At 63.6% G+C, this 20,071-nt stretch carries 17 protein-coding genes; 13 read left to right on the forward strand and 4 right to left on the reverse strand.

The genetic code is table 11. The annotated features are described in order from the left end of the window. The first annotated feature begins 14 nt into the window (after positions 1-14). The 3 genes from DA1_RS20380 to DA1_RS20390 are packed head-to-tail and all read left to right on the forward strand — an operon-like array spanning position 15 to position 3,006. A complete protein-coding gene (locus tag DA1_RS20380; protein WP_034398028.1) occupies positions 15-1,154 on the forward strand; it encodes an aromatic ring-hydroxylating oxygenase subunit alpha in 1,140 nt (379 codons plus the stop codon). Next, complete coding sequence (locus DA1_RS20385) at positions 1,144-1,770, forward strand: LbetaH domain-containing protein (protein WP_034398026.1); 627 nt, start codon at positions 1,144-1,146, stop codon at positions 1,768-1,770. The genes DA1_RS20380 and DA1_RS20385 overlap by 11 nt, the downstream gene beginning before the upstream one ends. A 15-nt stretch (positions 1,771-1,785) precedes the next feature. Then, positions 1,786-3,006 (forward strand): FkbM family methyltransferase, encoded by a 1,221-nt coding sequence (locus tag DA1_RS20390; RefSeq protein WP_051941045.1) that lies wholly within the window; start codon positions 1,786-1,788, stop codon positions 3,004-3,006. Positions 3,007-3,043: 37 nt separating this feature from the next. On the opposite strand, the gene DA1_RS20395 is transcribed toward DA1_RS20390, so the two are convergent. The 3 genes from DA1_RS20395 to DA1_RS20405 all read right to left on the reverse strand — a co-directional run bounded on the left by DA1_RS20395 (position 3,044) and on the right by DA1_RS20405 (position 7,378). Beyond that, the gene (locus tag DA1_RS20395) at positions 3,044-4,261 is read right to left on the reverse strand and encodes a DegT/DnrJ/EryC1/StrS family aminotransferase (protein ID WP_051941043.1); all 1,218 of its coding nucleotides are present in this window, start codon (positions 4,259-4,261) and stop codon (positions 3,044-3,046) included. Further along, complete coding sequence (locus DA1_RS20400) at positions 4,258-5,910, reverse strand: O-linked N-acetylglucosamine transferase, SPINDLY family protein (protein WP_034398024.1); 1,653 nt, start codon at positions 5,908-5,910, stop codon at positions 4,258-4,260. Before DA1_RS20400 ends, DA1_RS20395 begins: the two co-directional genes overlap by 4 nt. A 310-nt stretch (positions 5,911-6,220) precedes the next feature. After that, positions 6,221-7,378: a glycosyltransferase family 2 protein gene (locus DA1_RS20405; protein ID WP_230590959.1), complete on the reverse strand. Its 1,158-nt coding sequence runs from the start codon at positions 7,376-7,378 to the stop codon at positions 6,221-6,223. Positions 7,379-7,603: 225 nt separating this feature from the next. Between DA1_RS20405 and motA the strand changes: the two genes are divergently transcribed. The 9 genes from motA to DA1_RS20450 all read left to right on the forward strand — a co-directional run bounded on the left by motA (position 7,604) and on the right by DA1_RS20450 (position 17,400). Continuing rightward, positions 7,604-8,464, forward strand: a complete 861-nt coding sequence (gene motA / locus DA1_RS20410; protein ID WP_012202536.1) for a flagellar motor stator protein MotA — start codon at positions 7,604-7,606, stop codon at positions 8,462-8,464. 24 nt (positions 8,465-8,488) lie between these two features. Then, complete coding sequence (gene motB, locus DA1_RS20415; protein WP_034398021.1) at positions 8,489-9,526, forward strand: flagellar motor protein MotB; 1,038 nt, start codon at positions 8,489-8,491, stop codon at positions 9,524-9,526. Positions 9,527-9,650: 124 nt separating this feature from the next. After that, positions 9,651-10,037: a chemotaxis response regulator CheY gene (gene cheY / locus DA1_RS20420; protein WP_012202534.1), complete on the forward strand. Its 387-nt coding sequence runs from the start codon at positions 9,651-9,653 to the stop codon at positions 10,035-10,037. A gap of 10 nt (positions 10,038-10,047) precedes the next feature. Then, positions 10,048-10,662 (forward strand): protein phosphatase CheZ, encoded by a 615-nt coding sequence (locus DA1_RS20425; RefSeq protein ID WP_012202533.1) that lies wholly within the window; start codon positions 10,048-10,050, stop codon positions 10,660-10,662. A gap of 221 nt (positions 10,663-10,883) precedes the next feature. Next, on the forward strand, positions 10,884-12,059 hold the full coding sequence (locus tag DA1_RS20430) for an EscU/YscU/HrcU family type III secretion system export apparatus switch protein (RefSeq protein ID WP_034398019.1): 1,176 nt from the start codon (positions 10,884-10,886) through the stop codon (positions 12,057-12,059). Continuing rightward, on the forward strand, positions 12,056-14,155 hold the full coding sequence (flhA, locus tag DA1_RS20435) for a flagellar biosynthesis protein FlhA (protein WP_012202531.1): 2,100 nt from the start codon (positions 12,056-12,058) through the stop codon (positions 14,153-14,155). The genes DA1_RS20430 and flhA overlap by 4 nt, the downstream gene beginning before the upstream one ends. Then, positions 14,152-15,807, forward strand: coding sequence for a flagellar biosynthesis GTPase FlhF (gene flhF / locus DA1_RS20440; RefSeq protein WP_034398017.1), 1,656 nt, complete (start codon positions 14,152-14,154; stop codon positions 15,805-15,807). The genes flhA and flhF overlap by 4 nt, the downstream gene beginning before the upstream one ends. Then, complete coding sequence (locus DA1_RS20445) at positions 15,800-16,681, forward strand: hypothetical protein (protein ID WP_013800344.1); 882 nt, start codon at positions 15,800-15,802, stop codon at positions 16,679-16,681. The genes flhF and DA1_RS20445 overlap by 8 nt, the downstream gene beginning before the upstream one ends. Positions 16,682-16,686: 5 nt before the next feature. After that, on the forward strand, positions 16,687-17,400 hold the full coding sequence (locus tag DA1_RS20450; RefSeq protein WP_012202528.1) for an RNA polymerase sigma factor FliA: 714 nt from the start codon (positions 16,687-16,689) through the stop codon (positions 17,398-17,400). A gap of 207 nt (positions 17,401-17,607) precedes the next feature. Here the strand turns inward: DA1_RS20450 and DA1_RS20455 are convergent, their stop codons facing one another. Beyond that, positions 17,608-19,059, reverse strand: coding sequence for an aminotransferase-like domain-containing protein (locus DA1_RS20455; RefSeq protein WP_034398015.1), 1,452 nt, complete (start codon positions 19,057-19,059; stop codon positions 17,608-17,610). Positions 19,060-19,296: 237 nt separating this feature from the next. Between DA1_RS20455 and DA1_RS20460 the strand changes: the two genes are divergently transcribed. After that, positions 19,297-19,899 carry a LysE family translocator gene (locus tag DA1_RS20460; RefSeq protein WP_034398013.1) on the forward strand — a complete coding sequence of 201 codons (603 nt, stop codon included), beginning with the start codon at positions 19,297-19,299 and terminating at the stop codon, positions 19,897-19,899. Positions 19,900-20,071: the final 172 nt, after the last annotated feature.

The raw sequence follows: 20,071 nt of genomic DNA on the forward strand, positions 1-20,071 counted from the left end.
ACAGGAAATCTCTTATGCGCTCGCGCATGCACCCAAAATATTATTTGTCTCAGGAAATCTTCGAGCGCGAACAGCAAAAGATCTTTCGCAAGGTGTGGCTGTTCGCAGGCCTTGTCTCCCTGTTGCCCAAGAACCATTCTTTCATCACACGCAAGATCGCGGGCATTCCCGTAGTCATTCAAAATTTCAACGGAGAGTTGCGCGCTTTCGAGAACATCTGCCTGCACCGCAGCGCACCGTTGCAGCAAGGTTTCACGGGAACACGTCCGCTGGTGTGCGCTTATCATGCCTGGAGTTATGACAGCCAAGGCCAAGTGAAGAATATCCCGGATTGCGATGCAATCTATCGACTCGATGCCTGCGAAAGAAAATCCCTGAAATTACGGGAATTTTCTCTCAGGCAGATTGGCGGCCTGCTGTTCATCAATCTGTCATCCGACCCCATGAAGTTCGAGGAGCAGTTCTCTGCCCAATTCATTGAACTACTGCAAAGCAGTGCCGAATCCTATGACAGCGAAGTCATGATGACCACTTGGCATGCCAAATTCAACTGGAAGCTTGTCTATGAGAATCTGCGCGACGTCAACCATGTGAAATACCTCCACGCCAAGAGTCTGGCCAAAGTTGCCAGCTTTCCATTCTCCGCAAAAGACGGAGCATCCATGGAGAAGATGGAGTTGGACTGCTCTCCAATCGGCCTGCGAAAGGATATGCGCACATTTAGCCATGGAGGAGCGGAAGGTGCGATCGAACCCATTCGCTGGGTTCCCTGGCTGGACAAGGTGGAGCGCTGGGGCGACACCAATGCCTATTTCAATTGGCTAACCTACCCCAATCTGCACATAGCCAGCGGAAATGGGGGCTACTCCTTCACTATTGAACATCACGTGCCTGTGTCCCCGGGCGAGACCGATGTCGAGATTTTCTTCATTGCGGCCCGAAAAAAGGTGTCGTACGCCGATTCAGCGCAGGTGCTTTTGTCCCAAATGCACTACAGCAAGCAAGTCGTTGGAGAAGATATTGCCATTCTTGAAGCAGTACAGGCCGTCTTGCATGAAAAAGCGCCCCTTCCCACCCAGGGCGCTTACGAGTATGCCAATCGTCATATCGAGCGTTGGTACACCACCCTGATGGAGACAGACCATGAAATATAGATGGATTGTCGGCTGCGGTGACTTTTTAGATACCGCTTTTCATGCCTGGAAGCAATTCCGCCCCGATGAGCTGATTAAACGAGTCGAGGTCCGGCAAAATGCAGACTACGCCTTCGATTGCTCCGTGCTCGATACTCTAGACCCAGCTAAAGGTAGTGCCTTCATTGCGTTCAACGAGCGCTTTGGCAACTTTAAGCGCTTGGAGTTGATGCAGGCAGCCGTTGATCACGGGCTGAACCTGGAGCCGTTCATCAGTCCTATGGCCAACGTGGCCACCGATGTTGTCATCGGCCCCAACAGTTTCATCGGCCACAACGCCTGCATTGGCCATGGCAGCCGAATAGACTTCAATACTGTCATCCACAACGGCGTCCAGATTGGCATCCGCAGCACCATCAACGCGTCCTGCTGGATTGAAAGCGGCGTGCAAGTGGGCGATAACGTAGAGATCGGTGCGCATGGCATTTTACGCATGGGGGCGATGATCAAGAAGGGAATCACAGTGGGGGAGGGCTGTGAGTTGGGTTGGCCCCGTCTTTATCATGAAGACATCCCCAGCAAAACGGTTTTTGATCTGAGATACGACGAACCAATATACGTTTACCCGGGCACATAGAAATAGCTTCGCATCATGAAGAAAAATCAAACCCACTCAGATATTCACACTTCCAAGCTGGAGGCAATATTTCTCGAATCAGCAACAGCACTGCGATATAATCCACTGCTCGGCATTCCCCAGGACCTTTGCGACATCATTTCCCGGCAAGGTCCATCCGTACGGGTTTTTATTCTGGGCAGCAGAGGATTTTCGGAAGATATCATCCGAATCTCTCGCCAGGGAAAATTCGTTGTCGAGGCAGTCGTTGATGATTTTCTCTGCCAAAAGGAATCCACGCATCGTGGAATTCCATTAATCTCCACCGAAGCCTTTCTTTCCAAAGCCTGCGGGCAGAGTGATGCGGTAGCCATCAACACCTGCGGCCACGACAAGCCGAAGTTCTTCTTCAACCATGTGTGCCGTACCAATGGGATTCCACACTTGAGTTTTGAGCAATTCGTCAGAGCATTTGGCATCAGCGGTCTGCTCGATTTCCGGCTCGACGACTGGGGCCCATATATCGCAGACAACGTCGAAAGATACCAGCAACTGGCCCAGCGCCTGTCGGATGGTTATTCAGTACAAACACTTTATTCGATCCTGAACTACCGGCTTACCTGCGATCCAAGCCACTACTATGAAATCGAGCGCCCCTATTCAGCACTCTATTTCAGGTCTGGCCTGTTGAGCTTCGGAAAATCGGAAAAGATGGTGGACTGCGGAGCCTCTGTGGGCGAAGCGCTTATGGGTCTTGCCGAGGTCACCGACGGAGATTTCGCCCATAGCTGGCTGATCGAGCCTGATCGATTCAACATCCAGACGCTGCAGGCTTTGCGCCGCCGTTACGAAGGCTCGGCACTGGCCTCAAGAACCAGCATCCACGGTTGCGGCGTGGGCGAAACCCCATGCAGGGTTCCCTTCAAGCACGAAGGAGGCCATGGCAGCTCCATCCACGCGGCCGATTCAGCGTGCAGCGAGGAGGACATGATCGACGTGCGCCCGATAGATGAAATCATTGACGATGCGCCCAGCTTCATCAAGATGGACGTGGAGGGTGCAGAACTGTCTGCCCTCAAGGGTGCCCGCCAGTCACTGAAGAACCATGCGCCCAAGCTGGCCATCTCCGCCTACCACCGGACATCCGATCTGCTGGAGATCACGGACTATGTCATGCAGCAGCAGCCCGGATACAAGATAGGACTGCGCCACCACACCCATTTCCGCTGGGACACCTGCCTGTACTTCTATTCGTGATCAAGGCATTCATGCATGGTCACATGCATGTCCCGCTTCAATCAGCCAGCGTGACTGGGGCTGGCGCGCGCAAAGGTTGGCTTGGACTGGGAGGGCAGTTTCCCTGCAGGCTCTGGGTCACCACGTCGCACAGGCGCTGGCGCTGATCCCGTGTCATGTCCAGAAAAAACGGCAGGCCCAGCAGCGTCTCTCCCAGTTCACATGCATGGCGTATTTCCAACCGCAGGCACTGTGACTCCAGCACCGGCATCTGTTGCAACAGCGGCTGATACCAACGGCGAGTTGCGATGCGGGCTGCCTGGCAGCCCGCCTCTAGTGCTGCGCGCGCGGCCTCCCCCGGCAGGCGTGTGCACAGCAGGGAAGGCGCCGCCAGGTGACCACCGCTACCCTGTGCTTGCCAGGACAAGCTGTGGCCACTGGCCTCATTCAATGCAGCGATCAGTTCGGCCTGTAACTCGCGCCTCTGCCTTGCGTGCTCGTCCCAGACTTGCAGCGAAGCCAAGCCGATGGCTGCGTGGTATTCGCTCATCTTGGCGTTACTGCCCATGGAGGCCAGCGTACCGACCGGCAATCCTGCAGCGGGATTCAGGTTGATACCGAAATTGGAGAGCTGGCGCACCCTGGCAGCCAAATCCGGGCGCGTTGAAACAATAAGCCCGCCTTCGCCGGCCGGCAGGCTTTTCGTGGTGTGCAGACTGAAGACCAAGGTACCCTGCGCGCCTTGCAGCCACTGGCTTCCATAGGCAGCAGCTGCATCGATGACTACGGGCAATCCGGTTTCCAATTCAAACTGCTGCCATGCCTGCATGTCATAGGGCATACCAAAAGTGGCGACGGGCAACACCGCATCGATGCGCATCTGCTTGCAGGCCGCGTGTGCAATGGCAGGGGTCAGCATCCAGCTGGAAGGATCCACATCACCGATCACGGGCACGTGGCCTGCACGGATCACCGCAGTGGCAGTGGCCACGAAGGTAAAGGACGGCACCAGTACACGGGAACCTCGGGGCAGATCCAGCGCCTGCAGCACCAGCTCCAGCCCCAGAGTGGCATTGGCCACCGTCGTCAGAGCATCACTGGGCACAGCAAATCGATGAGCGAACGCCGCCTCCAACTCCTGTACCAACGGGCCAAAGTTGGAATAGTGCCGTGCTGCATGCATGCGCTCCAACCAAGGCAACAAGGCCTTCGGCGCAGGCATGTCGGGCACCAGAAGCGGAATGGGATCCATGTTCGTGGGTCGATTGAGGTTCATGCGACAGCGTCCGCTTCGGCCAGCAGGGCGTCCAGATCAACGGCCGCACTCAAATTGCGGCGATCCCCGTTCAGCCAGTTGAGCCACATCAGACGGAAGGCCTTCTCCAGCTCGGCCGTCCGCTCGGGATAGTTCATCAGCACGCTGGCCTCCATGCTGGCGCGCGCGGTCAGTCGCTGTTGGCGCAGACGCTCGGGATCGTTCATCAGCTGCAATGCGGCCTGCACATATTCCTGCTCGTTATTGGTGACCTCTCCACCGAAGCCCAGGCCGACAAGGGTTCGTGCCGTCGAGGCGTCAACACCCCGCTCGGCATCCAGTGTCACGATGGTCAGCCCCATCCACAGGGCGTGCAACGTAGTGGTGCCACCGGAAACAGGTGATGTATCCAGCGCCACATCGGCGATATGCCCCAGTTCCATGAAGCGGTCCAGTGGCTGCTGATGCAGCACCGAGACACGATCCAACGGCATGCCAGCGTTTTGCACGCGTGGCAGCATATGGATCTGGGCGGCCTCAGGCTCCTGCTCCTTGACCATGATGATCAGCCGTGCGTCCTGGCGCTCGTTCAGTATGCGCGCCCAGACGGACAGCATCTGGTCTGTAATCTTGGATGAACTATTGAGCGATATCAGCGTGGGATAGCCGTTGCGCAGCATGGGCGGCTCCTCACACAAGGGTGAGTATTCAGGTGGCGCATAGCTGGCCATGCAACTCAGTTGGAACAGTGCCTCCGAGTAGTAAGGAGCATGGCTGGGGGGAGCGATGCCGGCATCCACCAGACGGTAATCCATGGCCTTCATGCCCAGAGTGTGCATGTACCCAAGCCAGGTCACTTGCACTGGTGCCGCACGCCGGGCGAACACCTCCATCCGGTGGCCCAGGGTAAAGCCCGACAGGTCCACGAGGATGTCGATGCCGTCAGCACGTATCTGGTCAACCAATTGCACCTCGGTCAGATCGGCAACCTCGCGCCAATTCGGCACCAACGCGCGCAACTGCGCAGTCACCCAATCGGGCTTGCCGCTGGAGTAGACATGGATTTCGACGTTCTCGGGATCATGGTGGGCCAGCACAGGACGCATGAAGAACGCCACCGAGTGCTCGCGAAAATCCGCCGTCACGTATCCGACCTTGAGACGCTTGCGCGGGTTGCGGTCGCGCCCTGGCAGCGGCGCTGACTTGCGCGTCAGCGGATCAGAAAAGCGCCTGCCCCAATCAGCGGCCACTTGCAGCGATCGCGCTGAATCGCTGCTGGTGTGCGAATGGATGTAGGCACGCATCATCCAATGCTGCCCATCGTTCTTTTTGTGCCGACAGGCCTCGTCAATGAGGTCGCAGGCCTGCTCGCGCTGGCCAGTGCTGAACAGCGCAAGGGCCAGCAGGCGCTGCGCATCAGGCATACGAGGCTCCATCTCCAGGGCCGCCTGCAGGGCATCAACGGCCTTGTGCCAGATGGCCATGCGCACATAGACAAACCCTATGTGCAGCCACACATGGGCGTTACGCGGCTCCTGGACCACCAGTTGCGACAGTGCACCCAGCGCCTGTATGAACTGCATTTGCTCGACCATGGCGCGGACACGCGCAAGCTCCTGAGGGATGCTGACCGGTGGCGAGGAAGTTTCGGCGAGTACGGAAGAAGGCATGGCTATGGACCAGAGAATGCGCTATGGCACGGCAGGATGGAGCTTTGGCAACTATCCACTTTTGCCCGCCGACCAATCCGCTGTTAAGCAGCCTAGTTGCAACGCACAAACAGACACCGTTTCCAGGTGCAGTTGCAGCTTTTGCCACACCATCTGCAACCGGCCAGACACATCACACCGCCCAGTTGGTCACCCCGAGACACACAAGCCGCTAAGCCACGGCCCCACAGGCAAGCACCTGCTGGAGCTTCGGAAAGACACAAGCTCTTAACGCTTTTGATCGCCCGCTCTGTCGAGCCGAGTTCTCATCTCAGGAATCCGAAGCCGGCATGGGGTGGCGCAGCCTCAGAGCCCGGGCCTCGTCCAGATTTCCGAGTTGCTCGTGCATCACGGCCAGATTGTGCGCCGCAAGATAGCTGCCCCGCCCCGCCACCCCGCCATGCGGGCCCGCATCCACCTCTCCGATCTCCAGGCAGCGTTCCCAGGAAGCCTGAGCCATCGAAAGCCAGTGCTCAACCTGACCATCAAGCTTGGCAATGGCCGCATCCAGCAGGACACCGCCCAGAGTGAAAAAGAAATCGGGCGAATCCTGCCATTTCGGCATCTGGGCCTGCGCCAGGGCTAAGCCCTCTTCATGGCGGCCCGCTTGCCCCAGGCAATAAAGGTGTCTGACGCACAGATCGTGCTCATAGCCACTCGACACTTCAAGTTGCTCCATCGCCACGCCATAGTGTGCGCACGCATTAGAGAAATCCCTGTTCAGTTCGAAGTCCACGCCCAGTTGGTAGTTGATATAGGCATCACGAGGATTTCTACTCAACTCCTGCAGAAGAAGACGCTGGTTTCTCCCCTGCTTGCGCGACATCTGCTCAGGCAGATATCCGTCATGCCGAATGACCAGCGGCACCAGCACACGTGGCAGGTCGGACGCGGGCTGTTCATGGACGACCCCTTGATAACGCACCCCCCGTGGCAAAAGCCGGGTAATCCGCGAACGGCTCACCGCGCCGGTCACGCCCATTTCGTACAGGCTCTGGACGTCGGCAACCCCGAGTTGGCGCTCCATCGTCGGCAACCCTGCCAACCACGCGCCACCCTCAACCAGCCATTCATCGGCGTCGAGAACCAGGTTCCAGTTCGCATCCGCCAGATCGAGGGCCCGGTTGCGGGCAGCGGCGAAATCATCACACCACTCAAAGCGATGCACCTGCGCACCGCAGCTGCGGGCGATCTCCATCGTACGGTCCACGGAGCCCGTATCCAGCACCAGGACTTCGTCCACGAAGTCTTTGACGCTGTCAATGCAGCGGGCTATTGAGCGTTCTTCATCGCGCGCGATGATGACAAGAGCAGTCTGGGGCATATGAATGGAAAAGAACGTCGGAGTCAGGCAAATGCTGGCTGCCTCCAGGCCTGCAAGCAGGCCGACCCGTCGATCGCGCAGGGGCATCGACATCGAAATCGACATATACCCACTAATGTCTTCCCAGATGCCCGCGCCGAAGCTGCGATCTGACCGACGAACACCTGAATTCTCCAGCTTTCATTGCGAAGCGCGCATGTAGCATGCATGCGTCTGATCGCATCTTCACCGGGTGAACCCTACATCCCTGGCCCAAGCTGCCGATCTAACAAGCAATCACCCGACTTTTCAGCCCAACGCCGTCACCGCGCGCGCTCACAATCCACTCCCATGCTTGTCATCATCGGATACATCGTCGCCTTCGGTTGCATCTTCGGCACCTATGTGCTGCACGGGGGCAACGTCCAGGTCATTCTCAAGGCCCTGCCCTTCGAGATGGTGACCATCGGCGGCGGCGCCATCGGCGCCTTCATCGTGTGCAACCAGCCCAAGGTGCTCAAGGCCACGGCCAAGGCCATCCCTGGCGTGATGAAGAGTTCACGCTACACCAAGGCCCGCTTCATGGAGCTGATGGCCTTGCTGTACGAGATTCTGCAAAAGGCCCGCAAGGAGGGCCTGATGTCCATCGAAAGCGATGTGGAGGCACCCAACGAGTCGCCCATCTTCACCAAGTACCCCGAGCTGCTGGCCGACCACCATGTGGTGGAGTTCCTGACCGACTACCTGCGCATGATGGTGTCGGGCAACCTCAACTCCCATGAGATCGAGTCGCTGATGGACAGCGAGATCGAGGCGCATCACGCCGAAGCGCATGCCCCGGTCAATGCGTTGACCCGCCTGGCCGGCGCCCTGCCCGCCTTCGGGATCATTGCGGCCGTGCTCGGTGTGGTGAACACCATGGGCTCGGTGGGCCAGCCGCCTTCCGTGCTGGGCGGCATGATCGCCTCGGCCCTGGTCGGTACCTTCCTGGGCATTTTGCTGGCCTACGCGCTGGTGGAGCCCATGGCCGGCCTGGTGGAGCAGCGCGCCCAGGATGCCGCCAAGGAACTGGAGTGCATCAAGACCACCTTGCTGGCCAGCATGCAGGGCTACAACCCCGCCACGGCCATCGAGTTCGGCCGCAAGGTGCTGTTCTCCACCGAACGTCCCGGGTTCCTTGAACTGGAAACCCACGTCAAGGGCAAGAAGTAATCCTGCGTCCAGCAGCGTCAAGCCATGGCAGAGAAAAAGTTACAGCCGATCATCATCAAGCGCGTCAAGAAGACGGCGCATGCACCCCACGGCGGTGCCTGGAAGATCGCCTATGCCGACTTCGTGACCGCGATGATGGCCTTCTTCCTGCTGATGTGGCTGCTGGGCTCCACGGCCAAGGGTGAGCTGCAGGGCATTGCGGCGTATTTTTCCTCGCCGCTGAAGGTGGCGATGGCCGGCGGCGACGGTGCAGGCAACAGCTCCAGCGTGATTCCCGGCGGCGGCAACGATCTGGCCAAGGTGCACGGCCAGGTGCGGCGCTCGGAGGCAGCGGACAGCTCCAACCGGCGCACCAGCGTCGATGCGGGCCGCGCTGACCAGGCCCAGGTGGATTCCAACCGCATCAAGGCGCTCAAGGCCAAGGTGGACGCAATGATCACCAGCAATGCGCGCCTCAACGAATTCCGCTCGCAGATCCGCACCGACGTGACGCCCGACGGCCTGCAGATCCAGATCGTGGACGAGCAAAACCGCCCCATGTTCGACAGCGGCAGCGCCATGGTCAAACCCTACATGCGCGACATCCTGCGCGAAGTGGGCGCGGCCCTGGCGGGCGCGGAAAACCGCATCAGCCTGTCCGGCCATACCGATGCCGCCCCTTACGGCAATGCCGACCGCGGCTACAGCAACTGGGAGCTGTCCTCCGACCGTGCCAACGCCTCGCGCCGCGAGCTGGTGGCGGCCGGCATGCCGCTGAACCAACTGGCCCGCATCACGGGCCTGGCCAGCAGCGACCTGCTGCTGCCCGATGATCCGCGTGCCCCGCAGAACCGGCGCATCACCATCACCGTGCTCACGCAGGAGGCTGAAAAGCGCCTGCTGGGCCACCGCGGACCTGTGACACGCAACGCCTTGCCGCCCTCATTGGCCGGCGGCAATGGCGGCACGGCGAATGCGGCCACCATCGAATCCGCAACCGGCGAGACCGCTGCGCAGCCCGCCGCCACCTCGCCTGCAGCTGCCCCGTCTGCGCCCGCGTCACCTGATCGTGTAACAAATTAAGGTTTGCGCCCGATTCTGCCGAAAAGCAGGAAAATTCCCACATTGCGCCAAGAAGGTTTCATATTGTTACCATCGCGGCGGATTCTTACCAGTACCGAGCACCTACCGACCGAAAGGGCCTCACGTGGCTAATGCCCTGCGTTTTTTGATCGTTGACGACTTCTCCACCATGCGGCGCATCGTGCGCAATCTGCTCAAGGAGAGCGGCTTTCCCGAAGCCGATGAAGCCGAAGACGGCGTCGTGGCACTGCACAAGCTGCGCAACAGCAAGTTTGATTTCGTGGTGACGGACATCAACATGCCCAACATGAACGGCTTCCAGCTGCTCACCGAAATCAAGCAGGACGACAAACTCAAGCACCTTCCCGTGCTGATGGTGACGGCCGAGGCACGCAAGGAGGACATCGTGGCAGCGGCCCAGGGCGGCGCGGCAGGCTACATCGTCAAGCCCTTCACCAAGGCCACGCTGGAAGAGAAAGTCAACCTGATCCTCAAAAAGCTGGGCCTGTAGGGCACGCGCCATGAGCAACCCGGATGTCCCCGACAGCGTCCACTACAAGGTGGGCGTTCTCACGCGCCAGCTGCATGACTCGCTCAACGAGCTGGGCTATGCGGACCGATTGCGCGGCAGCATGGGAGAGCTGCCGGACGCGCAAAGCCGCCTTTCCTACATTGCGCGGCTGACCGGAGAAGCCGCCGAGAAGGTTCTGAACCGCGTCGAATTGGCCAAGGTCCAGCAGGACCGGCTGGCCGAGCGTGTACGCGCCATGCGGGCACAGATGGTCGAGGACCCCGTGGCGGCCGTGGCCAAGGGCCGGGTGATGAACTTCCTGGAGGAAGTCGAGCAGGGCACGCAGCAGGCCGACGAGCACCTTACCGAGATCATGATGTCCCAGGACTTCCACGATCTCACGGGCCAGGTCATTGCCCGCGTGGTCTCGCTGGCCGCCGATCTGGAGGACCAGCTGGTGCAGTTGCTCATCCAGACCTCGCCCAACCCGCAGCAGACGGCGCTGGAGCCCCTGGAAAAGCCCAAGGAGCACCTCGCCGGCCCCGTGGTCGATCCCGAAAAGACGCCCGACGTGGTGACTTCGCAGTCCCAGGTGGACGATCTCCTGGCCAGCCTGGGATTCTGATCACCCCGGGGGGCGCCCGGCGCCTCCCCTCTCATTGCAGGGCAGCCTCTTTCGCTTGGGCGCAAGGGGCTGACTGCCATCTTCGCGGCGCCCTTGCACCATGCGGCTGCCGTTCCTCCCCTTGTGCAGACAGCACATAAGCGCCGCTTGAGCCCCGCTTATCGGGGCTTCGCCTGCCTGGCTTGTTCCGACAATGACGCAAATCCTTCCGTCATTGCGCCATGGACTCCAGCCAAGACAAAAGCCTTCCCGCCACCGAACGCAAACTGCAGAAAACGCGTTCTGACGGCCAGGGTGCGCGCTCTCGGGACCTGTCGCACCTGGCCATCCTGGGCACGGGCGCGCTGATGATGCTGATGGGCGCCGAGCCCCTGATCCAGCACCTGCGAATGGCACTGGCCCAGCAGTTGGCCTTCGACGCGCACACGGCCAAGACGCCGGCCCTGATGATGGAGCGCATGCTGTCCATGGGCAGCCTGGGTCTGAAGATTTCCCTGATCGTTGCCGCCGTGACCACGGGTGCGGCCCTGGTGTCGGGCATGCTGGCCGGCGGCTGGATCCTGAGCCTCAAGCCCATCCAACCCCAGTTCAACCGCCTCAATCCGCTGTCGGGCCTGACCAACCTGTTTTCCAAGCAGCAGATGGTGACCGTGGTGAAGATGGTGGTGATGACGGCCATCCTCTCCTTCGTGGCCTGGAAGTTCCTGAGCGGCCATCTCGCCGAGATCGCCGCCATCTCCTCCCAGCCCTCGGCCATGGCGCTGTCCATGACGGGGCAATGGCTGGCCAGCGGCGTGGCCCTGCTGCTGCTGGTGGTATTCCTGATGGCCGTGATCGACGTGCCGCTGCAGGCCTACCTGTTCAAGTCGCGCCTGAAGATGAGCCACGAGGAAGTCAAGCAGGAGCACAAGGAATCCGACGGCAACCCGCAGATCAAGAGCAAGATCCGCCAGAAGCAGCGCGAGATCGCCGACCGCGCCAGCGTCAACGCCGTGCCGCGCGCCGACTTCGTGGTCACCAACCCGACGCACTATGCCGTGGCCCTGCGCTACGACGAAAAGACCATGGCCGCCCCGCAGGTCATCTCCAAGGGCACGGACCTGGTGGCGCTGAAGATCCGCGAAGTCGCGGGCGCCCACAAGATCCCGGTGCTCGAATCCCCCATGCTGGCGCGTGCCCTGTACGCACACGCCGATCTGGACCAGGCCATTCCCGCCGCGCTGTACACGGCCGTGGCCCAGGTCCTGGCCTATGTCTACCGCCTGAAGGCCGCGCTGCGCGGCGAAGGCCCCATGCCTGGCGATCTCGGCGAACCCGTCGTGCCCGCCGAACTCGATCCGCACCAGGGCCGCCGCGCGCCAGGCGCCGCCGCGACCACTGAAGGTACTGCTCCATGACGACGAATCCGCTCCAATCCCTGCAATCGATGTGGTCGAGCGAGAACGCCAAGTTCGCTCAGGGCCTGATGGCGCCGCTGCTGGTGGTGGCCATCCTGGCGCTGATGGTGCTGCCCATTCCGCCGTGGCTGCTGGACACCTTCTTCACGCTGAACATCGCCGTGGCGCTGATGGTGATGATGGTGGCGGCCTACATGATCCGGCCGCTGGACTTCGCGGCCTTCCCGTCGGTGCTGCTGCTGACCACGCTGATGCGCCTGTCGCTGAACGTGGCCTCCACCCGCGTGGTGCTGCTGGAGGGCCACACAGGCCCGGGCGCGGCCGGCGCGGTGATCGAGGCCTTCGGCCACTTTCTGATCGGCGGCAACTTCGCCGTCGGCCTGATCGTGTTCGCCATCCTGGTGGTGATCAACTTCGTGGTGATCACCAAGGGTGCCGAGCGTATCGCCGAAGTCTCGGCCCGCTTCACCCTGGACGCCATGCCCGGCAAGCAGATGGCCGTGGACGCCGACCTGAACGCCGGCCTGATCGACGAAAAGGAAGCCAAGCGCCGCCGCGCCGAGGTGCAGGAAGAGGCCAACTTCTTCGGCTCCATGGACGGTGCCAGCAAGTTCGTGCGCGGCGACGCGGTCGCCGGCATTCTGATCCTGGTGATCAACATCATCGGCGGCTTCGCCATCGGCATGATCCAGCACGGCCTGTCGGCCGGCCAGGCCGCCGACAGCTACATCCTGCTGGCCGTGGGCGATGCGCTGGTCGCGCAGATCCCCGGCCTGCTGATCTCGGTGGCCGCGGCCATGGTGATCTCGCGCGTGGGCAAGGAAACCGACATGGGCCAGCAGATCGCGCAACAGCTGTTCATGTCGCCCAAGGTGCTGGGCATCACGGCCGGCGTGCTGGGCCTGCTGGGCGTCATTCCGGGCATGCCCCACGTCGTGTTCCTGTGCACGGGCGCGCTGCTGGGCTGGCTGGCCTGGATGCTCTCGCGCCGCCAGCAGGAACGCGCCTCCCAGCAGACCCAGGCGCCCGCACCCGTGGCCGCGCCCAGCGACGGCGAAGCCACCTGGGACGACCTGCAGCCCGTGGACCTGCTCGGCCTGGAACTGGGCTACCGCCTGATCACCCTGGTGGACAAGGGCCGCCAGGGCGACCTGCTGACCCGCATCAAGGGCGTGCGCCGCAAGTTCGCCCAGGAAGTGGGCTTTCTGCCCCCGGCCGTGCATGTGCGCGACAACCTGGAGCTCAAGCCCAGCGCCTACCGCATCACCCTGCGCGGCGTGATGGTGGGCGAGGGCGAGGCCTTCCCCGGCATGTTCCTGGCCATCAATCCGGGCGGCATCAGCACCCCGCTGATCGGCACCCAGACCACCGACCCGGCCTTCGGCCTGCCCGCCCACTGGATCGACGAACGCCAGAAGGAAGCGGCACAAATGGCAGGCTTTACCGTGGTTGATTCGGAAACCGTGATGGCCACCCATTTGTCACACTTGATGCAAGTGCATGCCGCCAAGCTGATCAGCCGTACCGAGACGCAGCAGTTGGTGGAGCATGTGGCCAAACTGGCTCCCAAGCTGATCGAAGAAGTCATTCCGAAAATGGTGTCCATCACGACGTTCCAGAAAGTGCTCCAGCTGCTGCTGGAAGACTCGGTGCACGTGCGTGACATCCGCACCATCATCGAGACGCTGGCCGAGCACTCCTCGACCACGCAGGACCCTGTCGAGCTGGCCCGCCGCGTGCGCATTGCGCTGTCGCCGTCCATCGTCCAGCAGATCTACGGCCCGACCCGTGAGCTGAACGTCATCGCCATCGAGCCCGGACTCGAACGCCTGCTGGTGCAGGCCCTGTCCAACCCCGGCTCCCCCTCACTGGATCCCGGCGTGGCCGAGATCCTCACCCAGAAGGCGGCCGACATGGCCAACCAGCAAGAAGAGCTGGGCCTGCCTGCCTGCCTGCTGGTTCCCGATTCCATCCGCAATTCCATTGCCCGCCTGGTGCGTCGCGTGGCGCCGCGTCTGCAGGTTCTCGCCCACAGCGAGATCCCCGAAACGCACACCATCCGCATCGGCTCGATTCTTAAAGGTGCATCCGCATGAACATCAAACGCTTCTACGCCCCCACCTCCCGCGAGGCCCTGGCCAAGGCGCGCATGGCTTTCGGAGCGGGCACCCTGATCCTGTCCAACCGCAACACGCCCGATGGCGTCGAGGTCATGGCCACGGCCGAGGACACGCTGGAACACAGCAAGGCCGCTGCCAGCAGCACGCCGCTGCAGCAGGCCATCGAGCGCCGCTCTGCAGAGGAAACCACGGGCCTGCGCCCGCAGGTGCAGGCCAAGCTGATCCAGGCGCAGACCCAGCCGCGCACGGCGCAGCCGGCACTGCAGGCCGCTCAGGCGGCTCCATCGCGTGCTTCCCAGGCAACGTCGTCGGCGATTGCGCAGGCCATCTCGCAGGCAGCCTCGCTGTCGGCAGACGGTGCCGAGCCGGCCGGCCTGCGCCAAAGCGTGCAGGAAGACACCGAACAGCTGGCCATGAGCACCCTGTCCTTCCAGGACTATGTGCGCGAACGCATGCTGCGCCGCCGCCACGAGGCCGGCGTTGACGAGCCGCTGCCCAGCTTTGCCCAGCGCCGCAGCCTGGGCGACGCCCTGCGCGAAGCACCGGCCGCCGCGCCCACGGCTGCACAGCAGCCGTTCAAGGCACAGCCCGCGCCTTCCGTGGCCCGCCACAACCCGCTGCGCGCCAGCGCCGAAGCCCCGCTGCGCGAGACCCTGCGCAGCGAGCCCGCACCGACCATGGCCTCCCAGGCACTGCGCGATGAGCTGCAGTCCGTGCGCGACCTGATCGAAGAGCGCTTCAACACCCTGACCTGGCTGGGCCAGACGCGCCAGAACCCCATCCACGCCAACCTCACGCACAAGCTGATCCGTGCGGGCTACTCCCCCGTGCTGGCCCGCGCCCTGGTCGAGCACATGCCCCAGGACCTGTCCGCCGGCGACGCCGTGCGCTGGCTGATGCAGGTGCTGGAACGCAATCTGCGCACCGACGCCGACCAGGCCCCGCTGTACGAGCAAGGCGGCGTCTTCGCCCTGGTGGGCTCCACCGGCGTGGGCAAGACCACGACCACGGCCAAGCTGGCTGCCCTGTGCGCCGCCAAGTACGGCGCCGCCAGCGTCGGCCTGATCACGCTGGACACCTACCGCGTCGGTGCCCACGACCAGTTGCGCTCCTACGGCCGCATGCTGGGCGTGGTGGCCCATCTGGCCCATGACCGCGCCGCACTGCAGGACCTGCTGGGCCTGCTGGCCAACAAGCAGCTGGTGCTGATCGACACCACGGGCGTGGCCCCGCGCGATCCGCGCAAGGACGAGATCCTCGACCTGCTGGACCTGCCCGGCATCCAGAAACTGCTGGCCGTGAACGCGGCCGGCCAGGGCGATGCGCTGGACGATGTGATGCAGGCCTTCAAGGCGCGCGGCTCCAGCCAGGCCATCCTCACCAAGGTGGACGAGGCCGTGAAGCTGGGCCCTTCGGTGGACACGCTGATCCGCCACCAGATGCAGCTGCGCGGCGTGACCAACGGCCAGCGCGTGCCCGAAGACTGGGAACGCGCCGATGCGCAGCAACTGGTGTCCGCCTCCATGCGCGCCGCCACCCGCTCGGCCTTCGATCCCAAGGCGCTGGACCTGGACTTCTTCTTCACCCCGTCCAGCCCCAGCACGGAAGGCGAGATCCACCATGCTTGAAACCTTCCCCCAGCTGCACCAGGGCCTGGGCCTGCACGGCCAGCCCGGCGCCGCCGCGCCCATGGGCCTGCGTGTGCTGGCCATGCTGCGCGACACGGCCAACGACCCGCAGGGCCAGGCCGAACAATCCCTGCTGTGGCCGGTCTGTGCCAGCCTGCAGCGCCTGGGCCTGCCCGTTCTGGTGCTGGACGCCAGCCAGGGCGAGTCCCCGGATGCACCGGGCCTGGCGCAGCTGCTGCAGCAAAGCGCCTGGCAGGCCCGTACCGGCCTGCACCCCGATCCCCGCCACAGCTCGGTGGCCGTGCTGCCGGCCCGCCAGGGCCTGGATCTGCTGCCCCAACAGGCGCGCCAGGCCGGCATGACGCCCATGCAATGGCTGCAGCGTCACGTGCGCGGCTACGCCATCGTCATGCTGTATGCCAATGCCGACACGCTGGCCAGCAACCTGGCCGGCCAGGCCGTGCACCCGCTGATGGTGCTGCCCGAACAAGGCACCCGCGTGCTGGGCTGCTACCGCCAGCTCAAGCAGTTGGCGGTGCATGCCGGCCTGCGCTGCCTGCTGGCGCCGCTGCTGCCCAGCGCTGATGACCTGGGCGTGACCAGCTACGATTGGCGCCGTGGACAGACCGGCGCCCGCAGCCAGGCCGAGGATGCGCAGCAGCTGCAATCCCAGATCGACGCGCTGATGCGCTGCGCGCAACGCCACTTGGGCCATGCGCCGGGACTGCTGCCCGTGCGCCTGCACCATGCACCGGACTTGCAGCGCCTGGCGCTGCAACTGCTCAACCATGCGGGCAGCGTGTTGCCACATGGCGGCCAGGATCTGGCCGCCGGCTTCGCGCCGCTGCCCGCATCCCATGCCTGGAGCCACTGACTGCCATGTACACCGCCAAAGGCCAACTCGACCGCGATGCACTGATCCGTCGGCATGTACCTCTGGTACGCCGGATCGCGCTGCACATGATCGCCAAGCTGCCTCCCAATGTGGAGCTTGATGATCTGATACAGGTCGGAATGATCGGCCTGGCCGAAGCCCTGTCCCGCTTCGAGAGCGAGCAGGGCGTGCAATTCGAGACCTTCGCCAGCCAGCGCATCCGTGGCGCCATGCTCGATGAGCTGCGCGAAGGCGACTGGATGAGCCGCAGCTCGCGCAAGAGCCAAAAGGACATCGAGCACGCGCTGCACCGCCTGGAGCAGCGCCTGGGGCGCACGCCGCTGGAATCCGAGATCGCCGACGAACTGGGCATGGACCTGGACGACTACCAGTCGCTGCTGGGCAAGGTGCGCGGCACGCAGCTGGTGTATCTGGAGGACATGTCGGGCGGCGACGAGGGCGAGGACTTCCTCGAACGCCACGTGGCCGACAGCGGCGCCGACCCCTTTGCGCTGCTGCGCGACCACCGCCTGCGCGTGGCCCTGGTCGAAGCCATCAAGGCCCTGCCCGAGCGCGAGCAGTACATCATGGGCATGTACTACGAGCACGACATGAACCTCAAGGAAATCGCCGCCGTGCTCGGCGTGACCGAATCGCGCGTGTGCCAGCTGCACAGCCAGGCGATTGCGCGTCTGCGTACGAAGATGCGGGCGCACTGAAAGCTCCCCCTGAGCCGCTGCGCGGCTTCCCCCTCTCTACCCGCTTCGCGGGGGAGGGGGACGACACCCTCGCGGCGGGGCGGCCCTTGCTCGGTGTCCCTCGCTTTGGGGCGCGCCGGTTTTTGGCGCTGCACATCTGATCAGCGCTCGCGGGTCGATGCTGCTTCAGCCCCCTTCCCCTTCCCTCTTCCTCTCCCACTCCCTTTTCTATGCGCTGCCGCGCATGGCTTGGACTTCGCGTTCGAAGATGCGCCAGAAGGCGGGTTCCTGCGTGGTGGCGAAGTTGATGCGCATGCAGGTGCTGGGCTGGCGGCCGGCGTGGAACATGGCGCCGGGGGCGATGAAGTAACCGGCGTCCAGCAGGCGCTGGGCCAAGGTTTCGGTGTCCACGCCGGTGTCCACCCAGCCGAACATGCCGGCCGGCTCGGCCGCGAAGCGCGCGCCGGCCTGCTGGGCCAGTGCCACGCTGCGCATGCGGGCCTGGGCCAGGTGCTGGCGCAGGCGCTCGGCATGGCGGCGCAGCTGGCCCTGGTCCATGCAGTGGGCCAGGGCGCGTTCCATCAGCGAGGGGGTGGTGAGCGTGGACAGCAGCTTGGTGTCCACCAGGCGCTCCACCAGGGCGGGCGGGGGCGCCAGGTAGCCCACGCGCCAGTTGGGCGCCAGCAGTTTGGCGAAGCCGCTCACATAGATGCTGTGGCTGAGGCGGTCCAGCACGGTCATGCGCGCGGCGTGGTCGGGCGCGATCTCGCCATAGGTATCGTCCTCCACCACGTAGAAGCCGAATCGCCGCGCCAGCTGCAGCACCTCGTGGGCGCTGGCCGGTGACAGGCTGTAGCCGGTGGGGTTGTGCAGCACGCTCACGCTGACGTAGAGCTTGGGTGCGCAGCTTTCGCAGTAGCGCTGCATCACGGCCAGGTCCGGCCCGTCGGGGCCGCGCGGCACGGGCAGCACGCGCATGCCCAGCGATGCCAGGCGCGCGAATTCCACGGCCCAGCCGGGCTCCTCCACCATCACCGGGTCGCCCGGCTGCAGCAGGGCGCGGCTGACCACGTCCAGCCCATGTGTGGCACCCATGGTGGTGATGATGTGCTGCGGCGCCGCCGCAATGCCCAGGCGCGCCAGGCGCCGCGACAGTGCCTCGCGCAGGCCGATGTCGCCCAGCGGGTCGCCGTAGCCCACGCAGGAGTCGTGCAGGGACTTGCCCGAGCAGGCCTTGCGCATGGCCGCCGCCAGGAAGCCGGCCTCCAGCCACTCGGCCGGCAGCACGCCCGCCCCGGGCTGCGGCCTGCCGCCCACGCTCTGGTGGAACATGCCGCGCACCAGCATGGAGGCATTGATGCGCGTGCCCTTGGGCACGCCAGGGGCCTCCTCGGCGGGGACGGCACGGGCCTGTTCGGGCTGCAGCAGCGGCGCATCCTGCACGAAGTCGCGCACGAAGAAGCCGCTTTGCGGCCGCGCCTCGACCAGGCCCTGGGCCTGCAGCAGGTCATAGGCGGCCACCACCGTGTGCGTGCTCACGCCCTGCTGGCGCGCGCATTCGCGCACCGAAGGCAGGCGTGCCCCCGCAGGCAGCAGGCGCATGCGGATGCGCTCGCCCAGGCGCTCGGCCAGCTGGGTGCTCAGGGTCTGCGGCGCCAGCCGCGAGAGGGGAACGGTCATACGGAAACGGGTGTGAACGGGTGCGAACGGCTGCAAACGGCTGTGAATGGGTCACCAGAAAGTCACTGTATCGGGATAGGCACCAATACAGAACATGCAATTGAGGGTCCAACTGTATTGGCACTGTACAGGTCTTGCACCTATATTTCATGCATTCGTGCTGCGGAGAAGGCCTGCCGTGCCCTCCTCCCCAACAGCCCCTGCCGCCTGTATGGAGACCTTCGGGGCCACCGCCTCATGCCACCGTCCGAACTCACCGCCTTGCTGCTGCTCGCCGCTTCCATGAGCTTCAGCCCCGGTCCCAACACCACGCTGTCCACGGCCCTGGCCGCCAACCACGGCCTGCGCCCGGCGCTGCGCTTCGTCCTGGCCGTGCCCGTGGGCTGGTGCGTGCTGCTGGTGCTGAGCACGGCCGGCGTGGGCGCGGCCATTGTCGCGGCGCCGCTGCTGCTGTGGCTGGTCAAGGCCGCCGGCATCGGCTACCTGCTGTGGATGGCCTGGCGCCTGAGCCGCAGCGCGCAGATGGCTTCGCTGCAATCGCCGCAGCAGCTGCAGGTGGGCTTCTGGCAGGGCGTGGGACTGCAATTCGTGAACATCAAGGCCTGGCTGCTGGCCCTGGCCATCGTGGCCGGCTGGCTGGCCGGGCGCGACGACCTGACCGAGCGCCTGACCGTGGTGCTGCCCGTCATGGCCGCCTATGCCTTTTTCAGCAATCTGCTGTATGCCTGCGTGGGCGCACTGCTGCGCCACTGGCTGGCCCAGGGACGCAGGCTGCTGTGGTTCAACCGTGCCATGGCGACCATGCTGGCGCTGACGGCGATGTGGATGGTGGCCGCATGAGGGTCCTCCACCCACGCCCAGGCAAAGGCCGTACTGGCCTGCCCAGCTATTGAAGGGAGGATGCGCAGACCCTTCACGCCCGCGACAAAATACCCTCATTGCCGGCGCAAGAGCGAGCGCACTATCCGCACTCCGCTCTTCACATGCGGCCGGCCCGTGCCCCACGACGGCA

This window comes from Delftia acidovorans NBRC 14950, from assembly GCF_001598795.1.
In the GTDB taxonomy this organism is placed as follows: domain Bacteria; phylum Pseudomonadota; class Gammaproteobacteria; order Burkholderiales; family Burkholderiaceae_C; genus Comamonas; species Comamonas acidovorans.